The organism is Streptomyces sp. NBC_00775 (assembly GCF_036347135.1).
Classification (GTDB): domain Bacteria; phylum Actinomycetota; class Actinomycetes; order Streptomycetales; family Streptomycetaceae; genus Streptomyces; species Streptomyces lutosisoli.
On record NZ_CP108938.1, the window covers coordinates 10,642,575 to 10,665,751 of the forward strand.

General features: G+C 69.4%; 22 protein-coding genes and 2 pseudogenes. 12 read left to right on the forward strand and 12 right to left on the reverse strand.

All coding sequences use genetic code 11. The features are described 5' to 3' along the window. Positions 1-9: 9 nt before the first annotated feature. The 3 genes and pseudogenes from OIC96_RS47555 to OIC96_RS47565 form a co-directional block, all read left to right on the forward strand. Positions 10-560, forward strand: a pseudogene (locus OIC96_RS47555) (IS5 family transposase); the annotation flags it as partial. Positions 561-662: 102 nt separating this feature from the next. Continuing rightward, the gene (locus tag OIC96_RS47560; protein ID WP_330301851.1) at positions 663-1,661 is read left to right on the forward strand and encodes a DUF1259 domain-containing protein; all 999 of its coding nucleotides are present in this window, start codon (positions 663-665) and stop codon (positions 1,659-1,661) included. Then, a complete protein-coding gene (locus OIC96_RS47565) occupies positions 1,661-2,866 on the forward strand; it encodes a cytochrome P450 (RefSeq protein ID WP_330301850.1) in 1,206 nt (401 codons plus the stop codon). Before OIC96_RS47560 ends, OIC96_RS47565 begins: the two co-directional genes overlap by 1 nt. A gap of 356 nt (positions 2,867-3,222) precedes the next feature. On the opposite strand, the pseudogene tnpA reads toward OIC96_RS47565, so the two are convergent. After that, a pseudogene (gene tnpA, locus OIC96_RS47570) lies at positions 3,223-3,631 on the reverse strand (IS200/IS605 family transposase). Between the two features lie 34 nt (positions 3,632-3,665). On the opposite strand from tnpA, the gene OIC96_RS47575 reads away from it, so the two are divergent. The 3 genes from OIC96_RS47575 to OIC96_RS47585 all read left to right on the forward strand — a co-directional run bounded on the left by OIC96_RS47575 (position 3,666) and on the right by OIC96_RS47585 (position 6,223). Further along, entirely contained in the window at positions 3,666-4,889 is a 1,224-nt protein-coding gene (locus OIC96_RS47575; RefSeq protein WP_330301849.1) for an RNA-guided endonuclease InsQ/TnpB family protein, read from the forward strand. A 270-nt stretch (positions 4,890-5,159) separates the two neighbouring features. Then, on the forward strand, positions 5,160-5,417 hold the full coding sequence (locus OIC96_RS47580; protein WP_330301848.1) for a hypothetical protein: 258 nt from the start codon (positions 5,160-5,162) through the stop codon (positions 5,415-5,417). Positions 5,418-5,563: 146 nt separating this feature from the next. Further along, complete coding sequence (locus tag OIC96_RS47585; RefSeq protein WP_330301847.1) at positions 5,564-6,223, forward strand: hypothetical protein; 660 nt, start codon at positions 5,564-5,566, stop codon at positions 6,221-6,223. A 381-nt stretch (positions 6,224-6,604) separates the two neighbouring features. Here the strand turns inward: OIC96_RS47585 and OIC96_RS47590 are convergent, their stop codons facing one another. The 3 genes from OIC96_RS47590 to OIC96_RS47600 form a co-directional block, all read right to left on the reverse strand. Continuing rightward, positions 6,605-6,928: a transcriptional regulator gene (locus OIC96_RS47590; RefSeq protein WP_330301846.1), complete on the reverse strand. Its 324-nt coding sequence runs from the start codon at positions 6,926-6,928 to the stop codon at positions 6,605-6,607. Next, a complete protein-coding gene (locus OIC96_RS47595; RefSeq protein ID WP_330301845.1) occupies positions 6,925-7,404 on the reverse strand; it encodes a hypothetical protein in 480 nt (159 codons plus the stop codon). Before OIC96_RS47595 ends, OIC96_RS47590 begins: the two co-directional genes overlap by 4 nt. 428 nt (positions 7,405-7,832) lie before the next feature. Then, complete coding sequence (locus tag OIC96_RS47600) at positions 7,833-10,259, reverse strand: SpoIIE family protein phosphatase (protein ID WP_330301844.1); 2,427 nt, start codon at positions 10,257-10,259, stop codon at positions 7,833-7,835. Between the two features lie 710 nt (positions 10,260-10,969). Between OIC96_RS47600 and OIC96_RS47605 the strand changes: the two genes are divergently transcribed. Then, the gene (locus tag OIC96_RS47605; RefSeq protein ID WP_330301843.1) at positions 10,970-11,200 is read left to right on the forward strand and encodes a response regulator transcription factor; all 231 of its coding nucleotides are present in this window, start codon (positions 10,970-10,972) and stop codon (positions 11,198-11,200) included. Positions 11,201-11,946: 746 nt separating this feature from the next. Here OIC96_RS47605 and OIC96_RS47610 read toward each other — a convergent pair. After that, on the reverse strand, positions 11,947-12,651 hold the full coding sequence (locus tag OIC96_RS47610; RefSeq protein ID WP_330301842.1) for a GntR family transcriptional regulator: 705 nt from the start codon (positions 12,649-12,651) through the stop codon (positions 11,947-11,949). Positions 12,652-12,813: 162 nt separating this feature from the next. Between OIC96_RS47610 and OIC96_RS47615 the strand changes: the two genes are divergently transcribed. Together OIC96_RS47615 and OIC96_RS47620 are read left to right on the forward strand one after the other, a co-directional pair. Further along, positions 12,814-13,353: a YbhB/YbcL family Raf kinase inhibitor-like protein gene (locus OIC96_RS47615; protein ID WP_330301841.1), complete on the forward strand. Its 540-nt coding sequence runs from the start codon at positions 12,814-12,816 to the stop codon at positions 13,351-13,353. An 8-nt stretch (positions 13,354-13,361) separates the two neighbouring features. Then, entirely contained in the window at positions 13,362-14,054 is a 693-nt protein-coding gene (locus tag OIC96_RS47620; RefSeq protein WP_330301840.1) for a metal-dependent transcriptional regulator, read from the forward strand. Between the two features lie 212 nt (positions 14,055-14,266). On the opposite strand, the gene OIC96_RS47625 is transcribed toward OIC96_RS47620, so the two are convergent. After that, a complete protein-coding gene (locus OIC96_RS47625; RefSeq protein ID WP_330301839.1) occupies positions 14,267-14,833 on the reverse strand; it encodes a hypothetical protein in 567 nt (188 codons plus the stop codon). Between the two features lie 676 nt (positions 14,834-15,509). Here OIC96_RS47625 and OIC96_RS47630 point away from each other — a divergent pair. Then, entirely contained in the window at positions 15,510-16,958 is a 1,449-nt protein-coding gene (locus OIC96_RS47630; protein WP_330301838.1) for a serine/threonine-protein kinase, read from the forward strand. A gap of 381 nt (positions 16,959-17,339) precedes the next feature. On the opposite strand, the gene OIC96_RS47635 is transcribed toward OIC96_RS47630, so the two are convergent. The 3 genes from OIC96_RS47635 to OIC96_RS47645 all read right to left on the reverse strand — a co-directional run bounded on the left by OIC96_RS47635 (position 17,340) and on the right by OIC96_RS47645 (position 19,987). After that, on the reverse strand, positions 17,340-17,534 hold the full coding sequence (locus tag OIC96_RS47635; RefSeq protein WP_330301837.1) for a hypothetical protein: 195 nt from the start codon (positions 17,532-17,534) through the stop codon (positions 17,340-17,342). Positions 17,535-17,980: 446 nt separating this feature from the next. After that, a complete protein-coding gene (locus tag OIC96_RS47640; protein WP_443058543.1) occupies positions 17,981-19,408 on the reverse strand; it encodes an IS1182 family transposase in 1,428 nt (475 codons plus the stop codon). 198 nt (positions 19,409-19,606) lie between these two features. Beyond that, positions 19,607-19,987: a winged helix-turn-helix transcriptional regulator gene (locus tag OIC96_RS47645; protein WP_330301835.1), complete on the reverse strand. Its 381-nt coding sequence runs from the start codon at positions 19,985-19,987 to the stop codon at positions 19,607-19,609. Between the two features lie 141 nt (positions 19,988-20,128). On the opposite strand from OIC96_RS47645, the gene OIC96_RS47650 reads away from it, so the two are divergent. Together OIC96_RS47650 and OIC96_RS47655 are read left to right on the forward strand one after the other, a co-directional pair. Next, complete coding sequence (locus OIC96_RS47650; RefSeq protein ID WP_330301834.1) at positions 20,129-20,536, forward strand: RidA family protein; 408 nt, start codon at positions 20,129-20,131, stop codon at positions 20,534-20,536. Between the two features lie 101 nt (positions 20,537-20,637). Then, positions 20,638-21,186, forward strand: coding sequence for an HIT family protein (locus OIC96_RS47655; RefSeq protein ID WP_330301833.1), 549 nt, complete (start codon positions 20,638-20,640; stop codon positions 21,184-21,186). An 86-nt stretch (positions 21,187-21,272) separates the two neighbouring features. On the opposite strand, the gene OIC96_RS47660 is transcribed toward OIC96_RS47655, so the two are convergent. The 3 genes from OIC96_RS47660 to surE all read right to left on the reverse strand — a co-directional run bounded on the left by OIC96_RS47660 (position 21,273) and on the right by surE (position 23,117). Then, positions 21,273-21,470 carry a transposase gene (locus OIC96_RS47660; RefSeq protein WP_330309937.1) on the reverse strand — a complete coding sequence of 66 codons (198 nt, stop codon included), beginning with the start codon at positions 21,468-21,470 and terminating at the stop codon, positions 21,273-21,275. Between the two features lie 190 nt (positions 21,471-21,660). Then, positions 21,661-21,915 (reverse strand): transposase, encoded by a 255-nt coding sequence (locus tag OIC96_RS47665; protein WP_330301832.1) that lies wholly within the window; start codon positions 21,913-21,915, stop codon positions 21,661-21,663. Between the two features lie 296 nt (positions 21,916-22,211). Beyond that, entirely contained in the window at positions 22,212-23,117 is a 906-nt protein-coding gene (surE, locus tag OIC96_RS47670) for a 5'/3'-nucleotidase SurE (RefSeq protein ID WP_330301831.1), read from the reverse strand. Between the last annotated feature and the right edge of the window lie 60 nt (positions 23,118-23,177).

A 23,177-nucleotide genomic window follows, 5' to 3' on the forward strand; every position in this document is an offset into this window, starting at 1 on the left:
AAGCGACCCGGTGCGGTCCGAACGCGGCGCATCCGCCGCAGACGCAGAGCCCGGCTGAAGGCCGCCTTGCTCGGCCGGTCCCGCGGCGGACTGACCAGCAAGATCCACCTGGCGGCCGACCGGCGCTGCGACCGATGGCGCTGGTCCTGACCGCCGGACAGGCCGCCGACAGCCCCCAGTTCATCCCCGTCCTGGAGAAGGTGGGGGTCCGCCTGCCCGTCGGCCGGCCCCGCACCCGGCCCGCCGCCGTGGCCGCCGACAAGGTGTACTCTTCCCGCGCCAACCGCGCTCACCTGCGTAAATGCCGCATCAAGGCGGTCATCTGGGAGAAGAAGGACCAGGCCGCCAACCGCAGGAAGATGGGCAGCAGGGGCGGCGGACCCGTCACTCACGACACCGGCCTCTACCGCGACCGCAACACGGTTGAGCGGGCCATCAATACGATGAAGGACTGGCGAGGCATCGCCACCCGCTACGACAAGACGCCCGAGAGCTACCTTGCCGGACTCCATCTCCGCACAGCGACCATCTGGCTCCGCAGCCTCCCGCAAGCCCATTGATCACAACTGAGGACCCCCTTAGCCCACCTGGCGGGATGTGACTGTGCCGATCAGCGGTCCACGCGGTCTCCCGTGCTTCCATCGCGCCAGGAGGCATATGACATGGCTGACAAGCCGCAGCAGGACACCCGCTCCCGACTCACCGCGTCCCGGCGCCGCGTGCTGGCCGCGGCCGCCCTTGCGCCCATACTCACTGGTGTGCCTGCCGGGGCCCGCGCCCTGTCCGCCGGACCGGAGGACCGCGCCCTGGTCGAACCGGTGATGACCAAGCTGGCGGACTGGGCGGACGTGGGCGAGGCTCTCGGCCGACCCGGTGACATGAGACGGTTCATGTACCACACGGGCCTGCCGCGCCGGGACCTTACGGTCTTCTCCCGCGGCATCCGGATCAACCCCGCGCTCGCCCTGGGCACGCACGTGTCCTTCGTCCGGTACGCAGACCACAGCACGCTTTTGATGGGCGACGCCGTGGTCACCGAGCGCGAACTGCAGCACTTCAGCGACGTCCTGCAGCAGCATGGGATCATGCAGACCGCCATCCACAAGCACCTGCTCGCCCATGAGCCGGATGTCTGGTGGGTTCATCTGCACGCCCACGGCCACGATCCGGTCACCGTCGCCCGCGGTCTGCGCGCCGCATTCGACTGCACCGGCACCCCGCCCGCCGAACCCACCACCCCCTCGCTGCCCGTCGACCTGGACACCGCCGCGATCGACGCCGCCATGGGCGTCAAGGGCGCCGCCGACGGCGAGATCTACAAGTGCACCTATGTCCGCCGCGAGACCGTCGCCGACGGCCCTGTGATCCTGCCTCCGGGACTGGGCGCCACCACCTCCGTCAACTTTCAGCCGCTCGGCGGCGGAAGGGCCGCCCTCAGCGGTGACCTGGTCATGATCGCCAAGGAGGTCCAGCCCGTCCTCGTGGCCCTGCGGCGCGGTGGCGTCGAACTCGTCGAGGTGCACCACCACAACCTCACCGACGAACCACGCCTGTTCTTCGTCCACTACTGGGCCGTCGGCGATGCCGTCAGCCTCGCCAAGGCCATTCGCCGGGCCGTGGACACCACCAACGTCGTACCCATGCCCGGAGGAGCCGGCTGATGACCGCCGACAACGAGACAAGCATCTGCCCGTTCGACTTCAGCGAAGCCCTGGAGTTCGACCCTGCGCTCGCGGACCTGATGCACCGCGATTCCCCCGCACGCATCCGGCTTCCCTACGGCGATGCGGACGCCTGGCTGGTCACCGGCTTCGACTCCGTCAAGCAGGTGACCACCGACCACCGGCTCAGCCGGGCCGCCGTCATCGGCCACGACTACCCCCGGCTGACGCCGGAGCCCATCGTCTCGCCCGAATCGATCAACGTGATGGACCCGCCGCACAGCAGCCGCGTCCGCCAGCTGGCCTCGCAGGCCTTCACCCAGCAGCAGGTCGACGGGATGCGGAGCCGGATCACCTGGCTCGCGGACGTCCTGCTGGACGAGATGGAGGAGCAGGGCCCGCCGGCGGACCTGGTCCAGCACCTCTCCGACCCGCTTCCCCAGCACACCATCCTGGACCTCCTCGGCGTCGAACGGGAGGAATGGCCCCAGATGCAGGAGTCCGTGCGCCAGATGCTCGCCGTCGGCGCGGACAGCAAGGAGGCCGCGGCGAGCGCCAAGGCCGATCTGACGGCCTACTTCGCCAAACTCGTCGAGCAGCGCCGGAACTCACCCGGCAACGACCTCATCAGCGTGATGGCCGCAGCGCGGGACGGCGAGGACCAGCTTGACGACAGGGAACTGGCGGTCATGGCACTGACGCTGACACTCAGCGGCCAGGACACGGCGACGTGCCAGATCAGCGACATCGCGTATCTGCTCCTGACGCGTCCCGAGCTGATGGAACACCTCAGGCGCCGGCCAAAGACCCTGAATGACGTCCTGCAGGAGATGCTCCGCCACATCCCGTTCCGCAAGGGGGTCGGTATCCCCCGGGTGGCCCTTGAGGACGTGGAGCTGGACGGCGTACGGATCCGGGCGGGCGACTTCGTCCACGTGTCGTATCTGACGGCCAACCGTGACCCGGAGCGCTTCCCGGACTCGCACGTCCTCGACCCCGACCGGCCCTACCAGCCGCACATGACGTTCGGCTGGGGCGGACACCGGTGCATCGCCGTGCCCTTGGCCATGGCGGAGCTGGAAGTGGCGATCGGGCGCCTCCTGGAGCGCTTCCCCGGGCTGAGGCTTGCGGTGCCGCCGGAGGAAGTGCGGTGGGACACGGAGACGATCCGGCGGTTTCCGCTGGAGCTGCCGGTGACCTGGTAGGAACGCCTGAACCGCGCCGGGCCTGACGGGGTAGTGCGTCGGCTCGCTTCGTCAATGCGAGCACTTCAGGTGGGGATGCACGGTGACGGCGTCCAGGCTGTCCGTGCTGCTCGCAGGCGTCCAGCACGATCCGGCACGGAGGCGGCTGCGCCGCCCCGTTGACCTGCACAGTCATGAACTTCGCATCGCTACCGGGATTCATTCGCAGTGCTCCGGCCTTCAGGCCGGGGGTGAAGCGAATCTGACGGTGGCGACGCGGAGCGTCGCGGATTCCGGTCCGGCGGAGCCGGATGCCGCGTATTCACCACCATGGCGCGGAGCGCCGCGATGGCTGGTCCGGCGGAGCCGGGCGATGCTCACACCGGCCGGTTCTGCTGCTCGATGTACTCCCTTGACCACCGAGAGCGGGGCGCCGCCGACGGTGCCGGCGAAGGAGGACCCGGACCAGAGCTTGTTGGCGCGCCAGTAGTGGCGTGCCAGGTCGGGGAACTCCTGGCGCAGGCGGCGGGAGGAGACGCCCTTGAGGGAGTTGACGAGTTTGGTGACGGCGACCTTGGGCGGGAAGTTCACCAGGAGGTGGACGTGGTGGTCCTCGCCGTTGAACTCCGCAAGTTCGCACTCGAAGTCCGCGCACACCGACCGCATGATCTCCTCCATGCGGGTCAGATGAGCATGGGTGAGCACCTTGTGCCGGAGCTTGGTCACGAAGATCAAGTGCGCATGCGTCACGAAAATGCAGTGTCGGCCAGTTCTGATCTTCTGCATGCCGCTGGTAACTCAAGTGTCTAGCGTGGCGGTCATGCAGCTTCGGTACAGCTTCCGCCTGTACCCGGACTCCGACCAACGCGCCGCGCTGGCGCGGGCGTTCGGGTGCGCCCGCGTCGTGTTCAACGACGCCGTGCGCGCCCGCGAGGACGCCCGGACAGCGGGCGAGGCCTTCCCGGCGGCCGGCAAGTTGTCCAAGAAGTTGATCACCGCTGCGAAGCAGACCGCTTCACGGGCCTGGCTGGGTGAGGTCTCCTCGGTGGTGCTCCAGCAGGCGCTGCGCGACGCGGAGGCCGCCTACCGGAACTTCTTCGCCTCCCTCAAGGGCGAGCGCCGGGGCGCGAAGATGGGTGCGCCCCGGTTCAAGTCCCGCAAGGACAGGCGGCAGTCGATCCGCTTCACGGCCAACGCCCGCTGGTCGATCACCGACAACGGGCGGCTGAACCTGCCGAAGATCGGGGCCGTGCCGGTGAAGTGGTCACGAGCTCTGCCCACCCAGCCCTCCTCGGTCACCGTGATCAAGGACGCGGCCGGACGGTACTTCGCCTCCTTCGTCATCGACACCAACCCGCACACCGACGCCACCCGGATGCCCGACACCGACCAGATGGTCGGCATCGACCTCGGCCTGGCCCATTTCGCGGTCCTGTCCGACGGCCGCGTGATCGACTCCCCCAGGTTTCTGCGCCGCGCGGAGAAGAAACTCAAGAAGGCCCAGCGGGAGCTGTCCCGCAAACAGAAAGGCAGCAAGAACCGCGAGAAGGCCCGCCTCAAGGTCGCCCGCGCCCACGCGAAGGTGACCGACGCGCGCAAAGAATTCCACCACCAGCTCTCCACTCAGCTGATCCGCGACAATCAAGCGATCGGTGTGGAAGACCTGGCGGTCAAAGGACTCGCGCGCACCAGACTGGCCAAGAGTGTGCATGATGCGGGCTGGGCGCAGTTCGTGGCCATGCTGGATTACAAAGCGGTCAGGTACGGCCGGACCCTGGTCAAGATCGGCCGGTTCGAGCCCACCAGCCAGGTCTGCTCGGAGTGCGGGGTCAAGGACGGCCCCAAGCCCCTGCACGTACGCTCATGGACCTGTGCCGCGTGCGGTGCGGTCCATGACCGGGACCACAACGCCGCGATCAACGTGAAAACGGCCGCCGGACTGGCGGTTGCAGCCTGTGGAGCGCAGGTAAGACCAGGACTCGTCCTGGCACAGCGCGAAGAAACAGGAAGCCACGGATTCTCTCCCGAACCCCGTGCCGCGTAGCGGCACAGCAACGGACGAGAAGGCCAGAATCCTCGGGCTTCAGCCCGAGGAGCAAGTCAAACCACTTCGCCGGACGTGACCCTGTGCCGTGACTGAGCGCGCCGGTTGGTTCTGACCGCGCTTCCGTGACGGCTGCGGAAATCCTGCCGGGGCCAGACAGGTCCGTACGCCGGCACACGGCCTGCACTCGCCCGGCCGGCGAACGGGGCAGCCTGATCCGGGTCCCGGCGGCCCGCCGCGGCCGCCCCTGTGACGTGAGCGCCGCGCGTTATGGCCGCCGTCACCGCCCGTCTGCGCGAGGCCGGGCCCGGGGCACTTGCCGGCCTCGCTGGCCTCGGCCTGGCCGACGGCTTGGACCGTCCCGTCGTCGTCACCGGCTGCCGCGTGGCCGGGCGCCGCCGCCTCACCGCCGCCCAGAAGGACGCGGACCAGCTGATCGCCCTCGAACGCGCGGCGAACGGGCACGGCTTCGCCGGCCTGTTGTGGGACGGCTGTGCGGTGTGGGGTTTGTGTGGCTTTACGTGGTGATTTTGGATCCGTCAAGTCCCGAGCCCTCGGAACGTGACCGGGTTCGGTGATTCCGGCCTACTTGAAGTGCGGGCCTCACCGGAGACACCGGAAAGAAAACGAGGCACCCGGGGCACGGAAAGTGCTTTTCCCTTTCAGGAGGAATCGTGAGCCGTATGACCCGCAATGACAAGGACGCCCGTTCCAAGCACCGGCTGGGCCTGGCGACGGTGGTGGCGTCGGCCGTGGCGGTCGCCGGAGGCGTCATCCTGCCGGCCGCCGCCGCAACGGCGGCCCCGATGTCCGAGACGTCGGTGGGGGCCATGACCCCCGGGCACAAGCACGGCAAGGGCAAGTGCTGGAAGAAGCACCACCAGGGGCACAAGAAGGGCTGCTGGGACAAGCACCACAAGTTCTACTGGGACGGTCACCACGAGTACTACTGGGACGACTACTACGACGTTTACTACGTAGTGGAGCACCACAAGAAGTGCTACTTCTGGGACTCCCACAACGATTACCACTACTGGGACAAGCACCACGAGGATTACTACTGGGACACCAAGGACGAGGACCACTGGAAGGACAAGGGCGAGGTCGAGAAGATGCCGGATGACCCCAAGCCGGCTCCGGCTGATCCGGCTCCGGACCCCGCGGACCCCGCGGACCCTGCTCCGGCTGACCCGGCTCCGGACCCCGTTGACCAGGTTCCGGCTCCGGACCCGGCTCTGGACCCCGTTGACCCTGCTCCGGCTCCGGATCCCGTTGACCAGGTCCCTGCCCCGGCTGACCCGGCTGCCCCTGCTGAGGTGCTCCCGGCTGGGTAGGGCGTGGGTGGCGGTGACAGCGGTGACAGCGGTGACAGCGGTGACAGCGGTGACGTCTTTTGGCCGGCTCGCTGGTGGCCCGGACGGGTGTGTGACGGCTGGGCCGTAACGCCGCAAGGCGGCGGGGTGGAGGCTTACTGAGGCCTTCACCCCGCCGCCTTGTCGAGTTTTTCGGCCTCTGGAAGGGGGAGAGTGCTCGTGTCCGGAGGGTTCTGGCGGTGTTCCCTTGTCCTGGCAGTGGATTTCCGGGCTGTCGTCTGCGGTGCCGTGTGCGTGGACACGGCACCGGATGCGGCGCCCGGTGTCGATGTGCTGGCTGGTCTGCAGAGGTAGGTATGGGTGAGTGTGCAGAAGGTTTGGTGCTCCAGCAGGGCTTCGTGGTCAGTTGTGTGGCCGGTCGCCGGCGGGGCCGGTGGACGGGGCGTTCGCGGTGGCCACGATGGCCTGCAGCGCGGCTACGTGGCCCTGGAAGGCGGCTCGACCGTCGGTGGTCAGGCGGGCCCGTACACGGCGTCTGATGGAGCGGTCGACTGTGACGTAGCCGGCCTGCTCCAGCGTCGAGAGCTGTTTGGACAGTGCGGAGTCGGATAGAGCGAGCTGGTCGCGAAGGTAGCCGAAGTCGGCCCAGTCGGCGGCCGCAAGCAGGGAGACGATGGACAGCCGGGTGCTGGGATGGATCAGCTCGTCGAACCGTGGCGTCGTCATGATGCCGCGCCAGTCCGTACGGCGCGGCGGCGTGCCGCGGCCAGCAGCAGTGGCCCGCCCAGGACGAGCACGACCGCGGCCAGGACGGCCGCCCCGGTGACCGGGTGACGCGCGCCGTCGGCGTTCAGGATGAGCGCCGCGGCGATGGTGACTGCGACCAAGGCGACCAGACTGCCCAGCACCCAGGCTGCCAGCCGTGGGCCCGCGATGTCGGCGCGGACGCTCATCCGGCCGGTGCGGTGCCGTCCGTTGACCATCCGGGGCGCGATCGAGGAGTGCGCGGCCCCGAAGGCGAGCGTGACCACAGTGGTCACCAGCGGATGACGGAGGTCGGCGATCACGCCGAGCATGATCCAGCCTGTGGCCAGGCCCGTCCAGTACCAGCGCGGCGCGTCGATCTCGTCGATCACCTTGCGGCGGGATCGCTCCACGGTGTCCAGCGCGGCGCGTGCCTGCTCGGGTGTCAGCTCGTCCATGACGCCTCACTTTCCCGTTGGGAAAGCCAGTATTGACTTTCCATATCGGAAAGTCAATCTGTCGGCGGGACCGGGGACTGGGGTCCACACGGCCGGACGCGGCTACCGCAACAGCGTTCGCCTTCCACACAACCGGGATCACCAGGCGGTGGTGATACCGATGCTCTGCACGTTCGCCCGTACGGCTCTGCATGTTCGCCAGTACGCCGGCGCCCGGCGCGAGCCGTGGGTGGCCGCATGGTCTGGGTTTTCGCCTTCCGGGGGTGTGGGGGAGGGCTGTGCGCCAGGGGGGAGTGGAGGGAGGGGCGGGGTGGGAGGGATGGTGTGGGGCGGGCGGGAGATGTGTTCCGGCGTGTGTCGCCGGTTTGCTCGGGCTGGGTGGGGCTGGGGGTCTGGGCCGGGCTGGGCTGGGGTGGGGCGGGTGGTTTTCAGTCGGTGGTGAGGAATTGTTCGGCCCAGACGGTTTTGCCGGTGGGGGCGTGCCGGGTGCCCCAGCGCTGGGCGAGCTGGCCGACGAGCAGCAGGCCGCGTCCTCCTTCGTCGGTGGTGCGGGCGCGGCGCATGTGCGGGGCGGTGCTGCTGGAGTCGAAGACCTCGCAGGTGAGGGTGCTGTTCTCGTGGATGAGGCGGAGCTGGATGGGCGGGCGGCCGTAGCGGATGGCGTTGGTGACGAGTTCGCTGACGATGAGTTCGGTGATGAAGGCGGCGTCGTCCAGGTGCCAGGTGGTCAGCTGGCCGGTGGCGTTCTGGCGTGCCTGGGCGACGATGGCGGGGTCGGAGGCCAGGTCCCAGGTGGCGACCCGGTCGGCGTGCAGGGCCCGGGTGCGGGCGATGAGCAGGGCGATGTCGTCGTCGGGGCGGTGGGTCAGCATGGAGGTGAGGATTCTGTCGCAGACCGTGTCGAGCGTCTTGGCGGGGCGGGCGAGGGCCTGGAACATTTTGTCCAGGGCTTCGTCGATGTCGTGGTCGCGGGCTTCGAGCAGGCCGTCGGTGTAGAGGGCGATCAGGCTGCCCTCGGGCAGTTCGGTCTCGAAGGTCTCGAACGGCAGGCCGCCCAGGCCCAGGGGCGGGCCGGCCGGGACGTCGAGGAAGTGGACGGCGCCGTCGGGGGTGACCACGGCGGGCGGTGGGTGGCCGGCCCGGGCGAGCGTGCAGCGGCGGGAGACCGGGTCGTAGACCGCGTACAGGCAGGTGGTGCCGATGCCTCCGGCGCTCTCGGCGGCGCCTTGCGCGCCGGCCTCTTCGGCGGACAGGTGGATGACGAGGTCGTCGAGGTGGGTGAGCAGTTCGTCGGGCGGCAGGTCGACGTCGGCGAGGGTGCGCACCGCGGTACGCACCCGGCCCATGGTGGCCGAGGCACGGATTCCGTGGCCGACCACATCGCCCACCACCAGGGCCACCCTCGTGCCGGACAGCGGGATCACGTCGAACCAGTCGCCGCCCACGCCGGCCCGGCTGCCGGCGGGCAGGTAGCGGGTGGCGATGTCCAGGGCGCCCTGGACGGGCAGTGTGTGCGGGAGCAGGCTGCGCTGCAGGGTCATGGTGGTGGTGTGTTCCCGGGTGTGGCGTCGGGCGTGGTGGATGCTGACGGCCGCCCGGGCGGTGAGCTCCTCGGCCAGCCACAGGTCGTCCGCCTCGAAGGGCTCGGGGCGCTGGCGGCGGCTGAAGAGGGCCACGCCGAGCGTGGTGCCCGCCGCCCGCATCGGCACCACCATCACCGAGTGGGTCCCCGCCTCGCGGATCCAGGCGGCCTGCGGGTCCTGGGCCGCCCACCGGGCGATGGCGGCATCGCTCACCTCGTACACGGCGCCATGGCCCTGGGCCAGGCATCGGGCCACCGGTGACAGCGCCGGGTAGCGGGAGGGCTCCGCGGCGAGGGGTGGGACGGGGCCGTCGTCGAGGAGGGACCGCACGGCGGCGCGGTCCATGGTGAGGGGCCCGTCCGGCCCGGCGGGGGGCCCCTCACCACCGTGCTGGGGGGTCTCCAGCAGGTCGACGGCGGCGAAGTCCGCGAGGCGGGGCACGGCGACGTCGGCCAGTTCCTGCGCGGTGCGCCGGACATCCTCGGTGGTGCCGATGCGCGCTGTGGCGTCGTTCAGCAGGAGCATCCGCTGCCGGGCGAGGTGCTCCTGCCGCGTGTGGTGGGCCGCCAGGCACACGGCGCGTACCCGGCCGTCGGGGTCTTTCAGCGGGGCCAGCGAGGTCGACCAGCCGTGTTCCGCGCTGACGCCGGTGGGGCGGAGGTAGGCCTCCACCTGCTGCACCTCGCCGCTTTCGAGCGCCAGGCGCATCTTGGCCTCGGCCTGGTCGCTCACCGGGTGCGGCGCGAGGTCCACCAGGCGCAGCCCGCGCATCTGGTCCTCGGTGAGCAGCAGCGCACGCTCCATGCCGGCGTTGGCCCGCACCAGCCGCAGGTCCGCATCGAAGACGGCCAGGATGCAGGGGGACTGGCGGAACACCCATTCCCCCAGCGCCCCGCCCCCGGGCGTGCGCGGCTCGCCGGCCACGGCGGACACCACCAGCCACTCGGCGGCCGGGCCGCGCAGATCCCGGCGGTGCACGAGCAGGCGCTGCTCGAGCCGGTGACCGTTCCGGTGCCGCAGCGCCACGGTGCCGCTCCACCGCTGGCGCCCGGCCGCCTCCCGCCGCGCCCTCTCACCGACGTCATCGGCGAGCAGCCGCGCGGCCCGGTCCCCCACGACCTGCGAGGACTCATAGCCCAGCAGCCGCCGGGCACCCTCGCTCCAGCCCGTCACGATGCCCTGCTCATTGACGGTGGCCGTGGCTGTGTAGGCGGGCTCGGGCAGGGCGTCCGCCTGCGCCTGCTCACCGCCAGGGGTGGGACGTCGCTCCATTGCCGCTCATCTCGCCTCGGGAACCTGCACGGCCGGGACCCCTCCTGACAAGCATGATCCTGGGGGACACGGAGCACCAACCCGGCGCCGTCACCCGAGCCCTGCCCAGGCCCTGCCCCAGGACGCCGGGCGGGCCGCTCACAACCCGCCCGCCCGGCCCCCACCCCACCTCACGCCACCCCGCCTCACCCCCACCCCGCCTCACCCCCACCCCGCCTCACCCCCACCCCGCCTCACGCCACCCCGCCTCGCCCCGGCCGTGGGCACGCTGTGCCTGCGGCCCCGGCGGCGTTCACCGCCGGCCCCCGCCAAAGGGGAATCTTCAGAACGTGCGCAACGGGTGGCAGCCGGCCCGGCCTGCCCGCGCCGGTGCACAGAGCACTGTGCGGGATCTTCCCTGGGTAGGCCAGGGGGAGGCGGCCGGACCGGTTCCGGAGGCCGGGAACCCCGTTGCGGGGCTGCGGAAGACGGCCCTGGGCGCCGGCCGGGGGCGGCAGATCATCTCTGTAGCGATACGGCTCTTCTCTGTGACGCACGGTGGCGCGCCTGCGGATGTGGCCTGTGACACGCCTGTGACAGTCGGCGGACACGGTCATGAAGTCCTCCGAGCAGTCTTATCGAAAGCGGACAAAAGGCAGCATTCAGGCATTTATCCTCTGCTTTCGAAGGTGTGAGCAGTGATGACCGAGCCGACGCGCGGAGGAAATCCCATGAGCCTCACACTCACCACGCCGTACACCGAAGCCCCCGCACCTGCGCTGGCCCCGCGTGAGCTGGAGACCCTGCGACATATCGCCTCGGGGTGCACCTACCTGCAAGCGGCCCGCCACATGGGACTCTCCCGGCACACCATCGACGCCTATCTCCGCCGCATCCGGGCCAAGCTCAACATCAACACCACGGCCGAACTCACCCGACTGGCCATCTCTCTGGGCCTGTGACGCCCCGCCGCCCGGGCCGGGAAACCGCCCGAACGGATCCGGCACCCTCCACACACACCCGGCGCGGAAACGGCTGTGCGACAGCGGCAGCGCCGATGACGGCCGTCAGCCGTCGTGCCCGGTGCCTCTCTCACGGAGCCGCTCGGCGATGCCGTCGGGACTGTCCTGAAGAATCTGACACTCCCGCCTCTCGGGTGCTTACCTGGCGGCACACCCCACGCCTCGCCACGGCGATCGTGCTGCGCGCACTCGCCTCGCCACTGCCGATCGCCTGGTCCGCTTCTAGCGGCAGCGATTGTCCGCTGGTTTGGGCAGCAGTCGGGGATCTTGAGGTCTGCGGATGTTCACGAGAAATAGCAGCGCGGCTCTGTCGTCACCGGCGCGGAACTCGACGACCTGGACGACGACGCCCTCGACGAACTCCTGCCGCAAGTCGGCGTCGTCGTCTGTGACACCGCCACGCACAAGGTCTGTGTGGTCAAGGTGTTCCAGCGCATCGGCCGCACCGTCGCCATGACCGGCGACGGCGCCAACGACGCGCCCGCCTCGCCGACGTCGGCATCGCCCTCGGCCGCCGCAGAGCGCCCGGCGCGTGTACCCAGGCGCCGGGCCCAGGCGCGGAACTCAGCCCGCTGGCCATAGATCTTCTGTGGGTCGGGGCCGAACCGGCCACCACTGGGTCGGCGACGTCCACAGCTCCGGTGTCAGTGATCAGGTGCAGTCGTCCGGCCGGGTTGGCGAGGCGCTCAGGCTTCTTTTGCGGGTTCGTGGTGGGTACAGCCGGTCAGTCCGGCCGCGGTCAGGGTGAGGTGCTGGGCCAGTACCTCGGTCGCGGTGTCGGCGTCGCGGGCCAGCGCCGCCTCCTCCAGTCGGCGGTGCTCGCCGACGTGGTCCCGGTCGGGGATGCGGTGCGCCGACCAGCGGCGAGCCAGCTCGCTCGCGGTCCACATCCGGTCGCAGGTCTCCAGCAGGACGGGGTTGCCGCAACCCTCCAGCAGGGTGCGGTGGAAGACCCGGTGGGCTTCGGACCATGCGCCGCTGTAGTACTCGCCCTCCTCGGGCACGTACGCCGGCGTGCGGGCCAGACGGTGGTGGGCGGCTCGTACGCGGGCCTCCCAGTCGACGTCGCCACGCTCGACGGACATGCGCAGCACGACCGGTTCGATGGTCCGGCGGGCCTCCGCGATCTCCTGCCAGCGGCGGTCGGAGAATGCCGGGACGGCGAAGCCGCGGTTGGGCAACCGGTCGGCGAGCCCCTCGCCGACCACTCGCACGAGCGCCTCGCGCACGACGGCCAGGCTCACCCCCTGTTCCTTGGCGAGGTCCTGCGGTTTGAGGGCGTCGCCGGGGGCGTAGTCCCCGCGCATGATCGCGTCCCGCAGGTGTGCGTAGACCTGCTCGGAAAGCATCTGCTTCGCCGACGAGGTCGAGGTGTGGGCCGTCTGGGTCATACCTCCATCATAGACGATCCAGCGAATAATCGATTATGCGTGTTATCGTCGATCTGGCGGTGGATGAAGGCGACGGCGGTGCCTCTACGCGACGCTTCGGGCCTTCCACCGGCCGCATCACCTCCAACCCACCCCACAGCACGGCATGAAAGGAACGACGCGATGAGCGCCAACGACCCCTTCGCCCGCCTCCCCGAGGCGGCCTCCTTCACCGTTACCAGCACGACCGTCACCGACGGCGCCGCCTTATCGCCCGAGCAGTTCTCCGGCATCTTCGGCGTCCCCGGTGGGAAGGACGTCTCCCCGCAGCTGTCCTGGAGCGGCGCCCCGGAAGGCACCAAGAGCTACGCCGTCACCGTCTACGACCCCGACGCCCCCACCGGGTCCGGGTTCTGGCACTGGGCGGTCGCCGACATCCCCGCCACCGTCACCGAGCTGCCCGAGGGCGTCGGCGACGACACCGGCTCGGGTCTGCCCGAGGGCGCCTACCAATTGCCGGGCGACGCCCGCGCATCCCGCTTCATCGGCGCTGCCCCGCCGGCCGGGCACGGCCCTCACCGCTACTTCATCGTGGTGCACGCCCTCGGCATTGCCTCCATCGGCGTCCCGGCCGACGCCACCCCGGCCGTCCTCGGCTTCACCATGGCCGGCCACATCCTCGGCCGCGCGGTCCTGACCGCCACCGCCGAAACCCCAGCCTGACAAACAGCATGTCCCAACTCATCGACACCACGGAGATGTATCTCCGCACCATCCTGGAGCTCGAGGAGGAAGGCGTGGTCCCCCTGCGCGCCCGCATCGCCGAGCGCCTGAACCAGAGCGGCCCCACCGTCAGCCAGACCGTCGCCCGCATGGAGCGCGGCGGTCTGCTGCACGTCGCCGGCGACCGGCAACTGGAGCTGACACAGGAGGGCCGGCGGATCGCCACGCGCGTGATGCGCAAGCACCGGCTCGCGGAGTGCCTGCTCGTCGACGTGATCGGGCTGGAGTGGGAGCAGGTCCACGCCGAAGCCTGCCGCTGGGAGCACGTGATGAGCGAGGCCGTCGAACGCCGCGTCCTGGATCTCCTGCGGCACCCGACCCAGTCGCCCTACGGCAACCCGATTCCGAGCCTGGAGGAGCTCGGCGGGAAGAGCGCCACGGATCCGTTCCCCGACGAGAGCATGATCAGCCTCAGCGACCTTAAGCCCGGGCCGAAGGGCGCGAGCGCAGTCGTACGGCGCATCCGGGAGGCGATCCAGACCGACGCCCAGCTGATGTACACCCTGCGGCACGCCGGGGTGCGGCCCGGCGCGGTCGTGAGCGTGATGTCGTCGCCCGGCGGCGTGACGGTCGGCATCGGCGGTCAGACCGCCGAGCTCCCCACGCACACCGCCGCGCACGTCTTCGTGGCCAAACGCTGAGCCCAGCCGGGCGCGGGCCCGTTGCCGTGGCCCGTGCAGGCACGAGGATGGCCCTCGGCCATGATCGTGGTCGAGGGCCACCCTCGTTGCGCCAACCCGCGATGTCACCGCGACCAGGGCGCGACGGAGCTGCACGATGCCCCCCGCCAGCGTCAACGCCAGCGACGCGGCGGTGAACGCGATCATGCTGTCTCGCTGCCGGTGTCGGACGCTCACGGTGCGCCGTTGTCGTCGAGTGCTTCGCGGGCGTCATCCACGAAGACGACCAGGCTCGCTGCGAGTGCCTCAACGCCCTCCCGGCATCGCTCCACCAGCTCTGTCCGGGAGAGTTCCTGCATTTCGGGGGGAGTCCCGGGCAGCGAGGCCAGTGCTGTCAGCACATCCCTGCAGTACGTGGCCGCGTCGGCCAGGTCCTCGGCGCTGCCCGCGACGGCGACCGGGCCTTCGACCGCGACGCGGGCGCGGCAGCGCAGCAGCTTGGTGACCTGTTCCATCGCCTCGCGCACGCTGTCCGTGGTGTACGTCTCCACCTGGTTCATCACGTTGATCAGCGTGCCGGCCTTCTGCGTCTGGGCTATGAGGTCGGCGTAGGCCTGGCCGCGGGGCTCGCGCCGGTCGCGCGCATGCTCGAAGCGTCGCTGCTGGTCCGCCTGCATGTGCTGGGCGACGATCTGCTGCTGAGCGGTGCGTGCCCCCAGCCATCCACTGGCCAGGGCGGCCGCTCCGGTACCGAACGCTCCCACTGCCGCTCCGAGCACCGCGGCCACGCCTGCATCCATGAGCCGAGTCTCGCGGACTCAACTGCCCTGCGGCAGGCGGATGCCGGTGACGAGCGGACCTTCCGGCGATCCTCGCGGTTGTCTCCGGGGCGGGGCTGTGTTCCCACCGGAGCGCGGTCATCGCCGTCGGCAGGTGCGGGCAGGAACACCAGTGAGGGGAGAACGCGCGTGAGCCCCGCTCCGCCGTGCGGCGGCCGGGGCTAGGGGCAGTGTGCGGGGCGGGTGTTCCCACCAGGTCGCCCAGATCCAAGCACACACTCGCTCAGGCCGGCCCCGCCGACGCCGGCCAGGACCGCAAGCCCGAAGGGCCGTTGGGCCCGTACTCGCCTGGCACCCGGCACCCGGCAACCTCTGAGGAAGAGACACAAGCTCAGCTGATGATAAGTGCCTGTTTCTCCACCTCGTAGAGGTCACGGGCACCGGGCGGATCCGCACTGAGTCACCGGGTGCGCAAACCGTCTGACGATCAGGGGGCCGCTCGGGCATGCATGCTGTGAGGGGCGGCGGCCAAACGAGCCGTGAGCTCGGGCGGCGGCAGTGTGTGCAGATGCTGAATAGCAGTCGCAAGGTCATCTTCCGGCGAAGATGACCCACCGGTACGATCCCCTGTCAGCCTCGGTGCCCGGGCATGAACACCGGGAACTGGAACGCGGGTTGACCACCGACGGAGGGTGTCATGGGGGACACGGTTCAGGCCGGCGAGGTGATCGGGCGCCGCTACACGCTGATCCGCACCCTCGGGATCGGGGGGTTCGGCCAGGTGTGGCTCGCCCACGATGAGGACCTGAAGGTCAAGGTCGCCCTGAAACAGGTGCTCCTACCGGGCCCTGCTACGCCCGAGGAGCAGCGGCAACGCATTGCCCGCGCGGTGCGGGAGGCGCAGCATGCCGCCCGGCTGCGCGACCACCCCAACATCGTCACCGTCCATGACGCCTTTGAGTACGACGGCAGCCCGTGGATCGTGATGCAGTACGTCGATGGCCGCTCGCTCGCCGAGGAGCTGCGGCAGCACGGGCGCCTACCGATCGACCAGGTCGCCAGGATCGCCGAGGCGATGCTGGCGGCCCTGGGAGCCGCGCACAAGGCGGACATCATGCACCGCGACGTCAAACCCCCGAACGTGCTGCTCGCCGCCGACGGGCAGGTGCTGCTCACGGACTTCGGCATCGCCGTCGCCCCCACCGACGCCGCGCTCACCGCCTCCAGCGTGGTCATTGGCTCGCCCGGCTATGTGGCGCCCGAGCGCTTGCAGGGCGCCGAACCGGGCGCGGCGGCCGACCTGTTCGCCCTCGGAGTGACCCTGTACGAGGCAGTCGAGGGCGAGCCGCCTTTCACGCGGCAGAACCCGATCGCGGCCTTGACCCAGGAGCCCCGGCCGCCCGTGCACGCGGGGCGGCTCAGCCCGCTCCTGCTGCGACTGCTGGAGAAGGCACCCGCCCGGCGGCCCGATGCCGCCGCCGCCCGCGCCCTGCTCCAGGCCGATCCGGACACCTCCCACACGACCACCAAGGTCATCACCACGGAGCGGACCCCGGAGAGGGCGCCCGAACGCCCGGTGTCCGCCGAACCCGTGACGATCACCAGCGGTCGGATGGAGACGGTCAAGGCGCGCGGCACCGAGGCGGCCTCTTACTGCGGCGGAGTTCTGGGAGTGCTCGGCGCGATCATTGGGCCGGTGCTGGGGCTCAACGGCGTCGGTGAGATCGGCAAGGAGAGCGTGGCCGCGAACGCCGTAATTTTCTTCTGTCTCAGCTCGATCGCTGGCTACGTCTGCGGCTGGGCGCTTGGTGCCTGGAGCGGGCTGTTCGGTGAGCTCGACAGTCTCACGATCAGTCCCGGCGGGCTGACCGTGACTGTCCGGATATCCGCCGTGTACAAGTGGGGTGATCTGAAGACCGTGAAGCTCAAGCGGTCAGGCGGCACCGTGACACTGGTCGCCACTGTCCGCCCGGAACGAGTGGCCGATAGGAAATGGCGATCGAAACACCCGGCCAAGATCGACAAAGAGGGCAATTCCAAGGTGTTTGTCGGGCACGGCATCCCCGCGAGTGACGCCGGTCGGGTGATGTCCGCGCTCTCCTACTACGCCGAGAAGCTGTACAGCGGCCCGTCCAGCCTGCCCTGATCCACGTCAACGGGCTCCTCGTATCGCAACAACGCTCGGCATGCGGCGGGTGCACTCAGTGCTCGCCTGAGGTTCGAAGGCAGTGACGTCGAGAGGATGCGGCGAGCCCTGGACTGGACCGAAGCGTCCGGTATTTGCCGTCCTGGAGGGTGCACGAACTGCGCGTCGGTATCGGGGGTGTGGAGGAGTAGGGGAGGCCCAGGACAGCCCCGGAAACGGTACCCGCGCCAAGCGTCGCGAGAGGCCGGCCGCTAGCGCTGCAACCCCCAGGTAGACGCGTCGGCGGACTACCGCGTGTAGCGATAGTACGGGCGGGCGGAGCCGGTTGTTCCGCTCCGGCGATATCTTGCACTCAACCGCACTGTCATAGATGGACCGCAGTCAGTGCGGTCGATGCTCACCGGGCCGTGCTGTGGCGTGCTGTTGGGGCGGGTGCCAGACGGCTTCGTCGGTCTTCCAGTTGTGGTGCCAGCTGGTGAGTGTGTGTGATGTGGTCAGGCGGTCGAGGGCATCCATGCCAGTGCCGTCGGCATCGCCCGAGGTGTGCGAGGTAAGGGCAAGTGCGGTCAGCTGCATGGCCGGAGACCGTCTGGCCGGCAGCTCTGCCGGGGTGGGATGCAGGGCCAGTGTGCTGGGTGGGACCGGTGTCGAGCCCCGGACGGGCTCGCCGGGCCCGTGCTCGGCTGCTCGGTTGCCTTGACGGGTCTTCGAAGTTGAGCGGTGCGAGGGTGTCCCCGGGCTCGACGGGTGGTGACGCAGTGTATGCGTAGGCGCTGGTTGCCGTCGAACATCAGTAGTCTTCGGCCATGGCCCTGCGACCTGACGAGTTCTATGCCCATGCACGTACCGCTGCGGATGATGAGCGACGGCTCCCACTAGGAGCGTGTCTCAGTAACGGGCAACTGACCGGGTGGTCTTGATAGCTGCGATCGCTCGCGGTCGCCCGGCCGGTGTCCCGCGGCGGCGGTGGCTGGTCCTTCCGGTTCGGGAATCGACTGGACAGGGGCTGACGGCCGGGCCGGTCAGGCGATCGCCGTGGTGAGACCGGCCGATCCGGCGTGTCGGAAGATCTTGCGGAAATTGTGGCAGGCGGCCAGCAGCTGCCACTCGCTGCGGGCACTGTCCTCGCCGCGCAGGAGTAGCTGGCGGCCGTTCTGGCAGGTCACGATCTGGCCGAAGACGGGTTCGACGATGGCCTTGCGGCGGCGGTAGGCGGCCCGGCCGGGCTTGGTCCGCAGCTTGCGGGCCATGCGCTCCTTCAAGGTTGCGTCTTTGGGGATGCGTCCGCGGGGTGCGGGCGGGACCTGCTCGTCGTGGCCGAGGCGGCCGGTGGCCATGAACGTGTCGGTTCCGCAGGCCAGTTGGCGTTCCTTCGCGGCTTCGAGGTTCGCCTCGGAGCAGTAGCCGGCGTCGACCAGGGCTTGCTTGGGGTGGGCGCCGGTGTTGACGGCGGACTGGTCGAGCATGCTGGTGTAGTTCAGCGCGTCGGAGGCGTTGGTCGTCACGTCGGCGGCGGTGATGACCTGGTGGGCCTCGTCGACGACGGCCTGGGCGTTGTAGGCCTGGATGTAGGCGCCGTCGCTGTTCTTCATGATCCGCGAGCCTGGGTCGGTGAAGTTGGCCTGGGCCTTGGGCTTGGGCCGGGCCTTGGCGGCAGCCTTGTCGCCCGCGTCGGTGACAGCCTGATCGTCGCTGGTGCCGGTGCGGTCCTGGCGGCGGCGTTCCTTCTCCTGCGCGTGGCGGCGTGCCTTCGCAGCGGCCTCGGCCTCGATCTGCGCGCGGGCGGCCTGCAGCCTGGCGAGGCGCTTCTCGCGTCGGCCCAGCTCGGCGGGCAGGTCGGTCTCTTTGCCGCCGACGCCGAAGGCCTGGTCCTCGGCGGCGTCGGTGGCCTCAGCGTCGGCCAGCAGAGCGGCGGCCTTGGCCTCCAGTTCGGCAATCTCGGCCTCGATCCGCTCCTCCTTGTCGACCAGGCGGCCGTAGCTCATCGCCTTGTGTTTGGAGGCGTTGGCCTCCAGTTTCGTGCCGTCCAGGGCGACGCGGCCCATCTTGACCATGCCGAGCTTCTGCGCGAGGTGCAGCGACTGGAGGAACAGGCTGCCGAGGGTGTCCAGGTGGCGGCGGCGGAATCGGGCGATCGACCGGAAGTCCGGAGCCTGGTCGGCGGCCAGGAAGCGGAACGCGACATCGTCCACGCAACGACGCTCGATCGCCCGGGAGGAGCGGACCCCGGTGGTGTAACCGTAGATCAGCAACCGCAGCATCAGCCGCGGGTCGTAGGGCGGGAAGCCGCGCTTTTCGGTGTACTCCGCGAGGATCGGTGAGTAGTCGAGCACCTCGTCGACCAGGTCGGCGACGAACCGGGCCAGATGATCCTCGGGCAGCCAGGCATCCAGCGACGGCGGCAGCAGCAGGATCTGGTGCGGGTCGAACGCCCGGAACGTCTTATCCACCGCTGCCGCACGACGTGGCGGCTGTTTGCCCTCGGCCGGCTCGACCTCAAAGAGCCCCTCCTGATCACGCATACCGGGATCATCCCGCTCAAGTGATCACCAGACACACGCGGGTTTCCGGTTACTGTGACTGAGCACGCTGGTTGGCCACTCTGAGCATTGCAGCCGACCGACCCACGGCGGCGCGTGAGCCAGCCGTCAGGCGTCGAAGCGGCGACGGGCGGCCTCGATGTGACCGAAGTACTGGTGGGTCCAGCCGCACATTCCGTCGACCGTTGCGCGCAGGGCTTGACCCGGCTCGGTGAGGGTGTATTCGACCCGCGGTGGGACGGTGGGGTATACGGTGCGCTCGACCAGGCCGTTGCGCTCCAGCATGCGCAGGTTCTGGGTGAGCATCTTGTGGCTGATGCCCTCGACCTCGGCCCGCAGCTCGCTGAAGCGCAGGGTGCGATCACCGAGACCCTCGACGATGAGGAACGCCCACTTGTTAGCGACGTCGGAGAAGATCTCCCGCGCCAAGGAGCCCGCACGCGCCAGGTCTGCATCCTCGGGCGAGCCTGTGAACTGCTTGGTCACCATAAGGTTCTCCAGTCACTGAAAAGTGCGTTCTTCCACGTCAGCGCACACTCTCTTACAGTTTCTGAGTAACCACAAGAGAGTGAACGTCTTGGGCGGCGCGGACGCGAGCCCACAGGCGCTCAGGACGAGGAGACAGGCAGCATGGCCATCACCTTTGTGAACCCCAGCGGATTGCCCAAGATCGACGTCTACCGGCAGGTGTCGATCGCATCCGGGTCGAGGCTGGTCTTTATCGCCGGGCAGGTCGCCTGGGACGCCGAGGGAGTCACGATCGGCGAAGGCGACCTCGCCGCCCAGGTCGAGCAGAGCTATCTCAACGTCGGCACCGCCCTGGCCGAGATCGGCGGCTCCTTCGACGACGTGGCGAAGCTGACCTTCTACGTCGTCGATTGGACCCCCGACAAGATGCCCCCGCTCCTGGAAGGGATCTCCCGGGCAGCCGCGAAGCTGGGGATCACCCCGGCCCCGCCGACCACGCTGATAGGCGTTGCGGCACTGGACGTCCCCGACCATCTGGTCGAGATCGAAGCCACCGCGGTCCTCGACTGAACAGGTGCTCTTTGTCACTGAGTGCCGGAATGGCCAACTACGGCGCTCAGTGGCCAACCAGCGTGCTCAGTCACAGTTACTGACCCACGCTCCTAGCCCGCATGACAGCGTGGGACATCAGTCCGTTCGAGCCGGACGGCCTGCTGGTCGCGCCGCTGCGACCGCCGGTTCTACCCGAACCGGCGCGGCACGGCGAGGACCCGTTGGACTGCAACGCGTGCCGCAGCCGGGACGAAGGCATCTGGCTCAACGACCGTTGGCGGCTCACCCGGATCACGGGAGTCGGCGTGCCGCTGGTGCTGATGCTGTATCCACGCGATCACTTTGACCTGGCGGACCTGCCCGACGAACTGGCAGCCGAATTGGGGGTGCTCACCACTCACATCGCCCGCCATGTGCAGGCACTGCCGCACATCTCGCGGGCCCATGTGTACCGCATCGGAGACGGTGGCGCCCATCTGCACATCTGGTTCTTCGCCCGTCCCGAGGGGCAGGCCCAACTGTATGGGTCGTGGATGGTCATCTGGGACGACTTGTTGCCGGAGTACCCGGCTGACGTGGCCGAGGCAGACGCGGCGATCGTGGCAGACGCGTTGGTCGCCTCCTACGAAGGCTGTCGGCCGGCCGTGAGCGAACTGCCGCACGCCTGAACCGCCAGAGCACGATCTCGAGAGTCCGCGAAGTTGAGCGGTGTATTGCGCCGGGCCGCCGACGTCCTGTCACGGTCCTTGATGCATCAGTTCGGCTGGCGGCCCGAATGGGTGGGGTCTTCAAAGTTGAGCGGTGCGGAGGTGTCCGCGGGCTCGGCGGGGGTGACGCAGCGTGTGCGTAGGCGCTGGTTGGCGGGGTTGCGGAAGCCGTGGGCGGCGCGGGCGGTCAGCTTGATCATGCGGTTGATTCCTTCGCTCTTGGCGTTGCTGTGGCCGGTGGCGATGAACGCTTCGGTCTCGGGCCATCAGCGGTCGACGGTGGCGGCAAGCCAGCGCACTTCGGGGATGTCGGCGTCTGCGCACCAGGTGAGGAACTTCCACCGCGGGTGGCCGACCTGGTGCCGGTTCGCGCCGGTGCGGGCGCAGGCGAGCAGGTCCGCAGCCGCTCCTTGGCGATCCAGGCGGTCAGCAGCGTCATGCCGATCGCGCCGGCGTCGATGAGCGCGTTCCCCAGCTCGTGAACTGTTTGTCCGTCAGGTCCTCGCGGTTGCGCAGGAGGCGGCGCCGGGCCTTCCACTCGGGGTCGGTGGCCCGCCCGCGCCTGCCGCGCAGGGTGGCAGTGGTCCGCCGCCGGACGATGTTCAGCACCTTGTTCGCCAGCTGCACCACGTGGAAGTGGTGGACCACCACGATGGCGGGCGGCAGTCCGGGCCTCGCGCACCGCCGCACCGCTCAACTTTGAAGACCCGCCTTGACGCCGCCGGAATCATGAACTTCTGCGTCTTGGCGGCCGCCCTGTCCTCCTGCAACTCCGGCATCTAGTCCACCGGCCGGATGTTCCGCGGTCTGGCCGTCAACGGTGAAGCCCCGGCTCGTGAAGAGGTTCCGTGAGGGGCAGGCGGTCGCAGTCGGCGCCCATCTCTCAACAGCACGCAAGCCGCCTCCGATGCGCCGGAGCGGTACGGAGGCGGCAGCCGGCTGGGAAACGTGCGGATCGTCCCGGGCCGCCAGGACGTGCGGATGTGCTACGGCCGCAGGTCGCTGAGCAGCGCTGCTGTCCTGGCGAAGTCGACCGCGCCGGAGTTCCAGTTGGCTGAGATCGGAGTGACGGAGACCTTGTTGGCGCTCAGCGCTTCGACGTCTCCTCCCTTCTGGGCAGGCTGTGAGGCGACATTGACGGTCACCTTCCACGTGCCGTCGCCGTTGTCGGTGTAGTCCGCCTTGAGGAACGGCTGGGGATCCTGAGTGGTGAGCGCGGTGCCCTGGGCGGTCCCCGTGCCGTCCTTGCCGATCACCGGGTGGTTGACGTTCAGACCGACGCCCTCGGGCAGGAGCCGGCCGAGCTTCGCGCGGCCCTGCAGCCGTTCGATGAGCTTGACCGTGAAGTCGCTCGTCGGCTTCATCGCGTTGACCGTGGGCTCGTACACGGGTGCGGTGAGGCCGCCGGTGCTCACCGCGATGGCGGGGACGCCCTGCTCCAGTGCGGCGATCGCGCCGCCCACCGTGCCCGAGTGAGTGGCCAGGCCCGCGACATTCGGGCCGAAGTTGGTACCCGAGACCACCAGGTCCGGGGCCCGGTCGGAGAACACCTCGGAGAGGCCGAAGGCCACCGAGTCGCCGGGCGTGCCGTCGACGGCCCACACGCGGGCCTCCGGATGCTTGACCGTCACCGTGCTCGCGCTCATCATCCTGGTCCCCGCTCCGCTCTGGTTGGTGAGCGGGGCGACGATGGTGACGTCGTACCCGGCGGCCGTCAAACGGTCGAACATGACGCGGATGCCAGGTGCGTTGTAGCCGTCGTCATTGGTGAGCAGGATGCGCAGCGGGCCGCTCGTGTCGCTCGGCGACGAAGCCGCCGCGGGCGTCGTGGCACCCAGCCCGGGCACACACAGCAGTAGGGCGGCCAGCGGCAGAACACGCTTGCGTCTCACGTGGTGCTCCTTGGAGGTGTGTCGAAAGAGGGACCGGCGGACACATGAACCCTCGACATG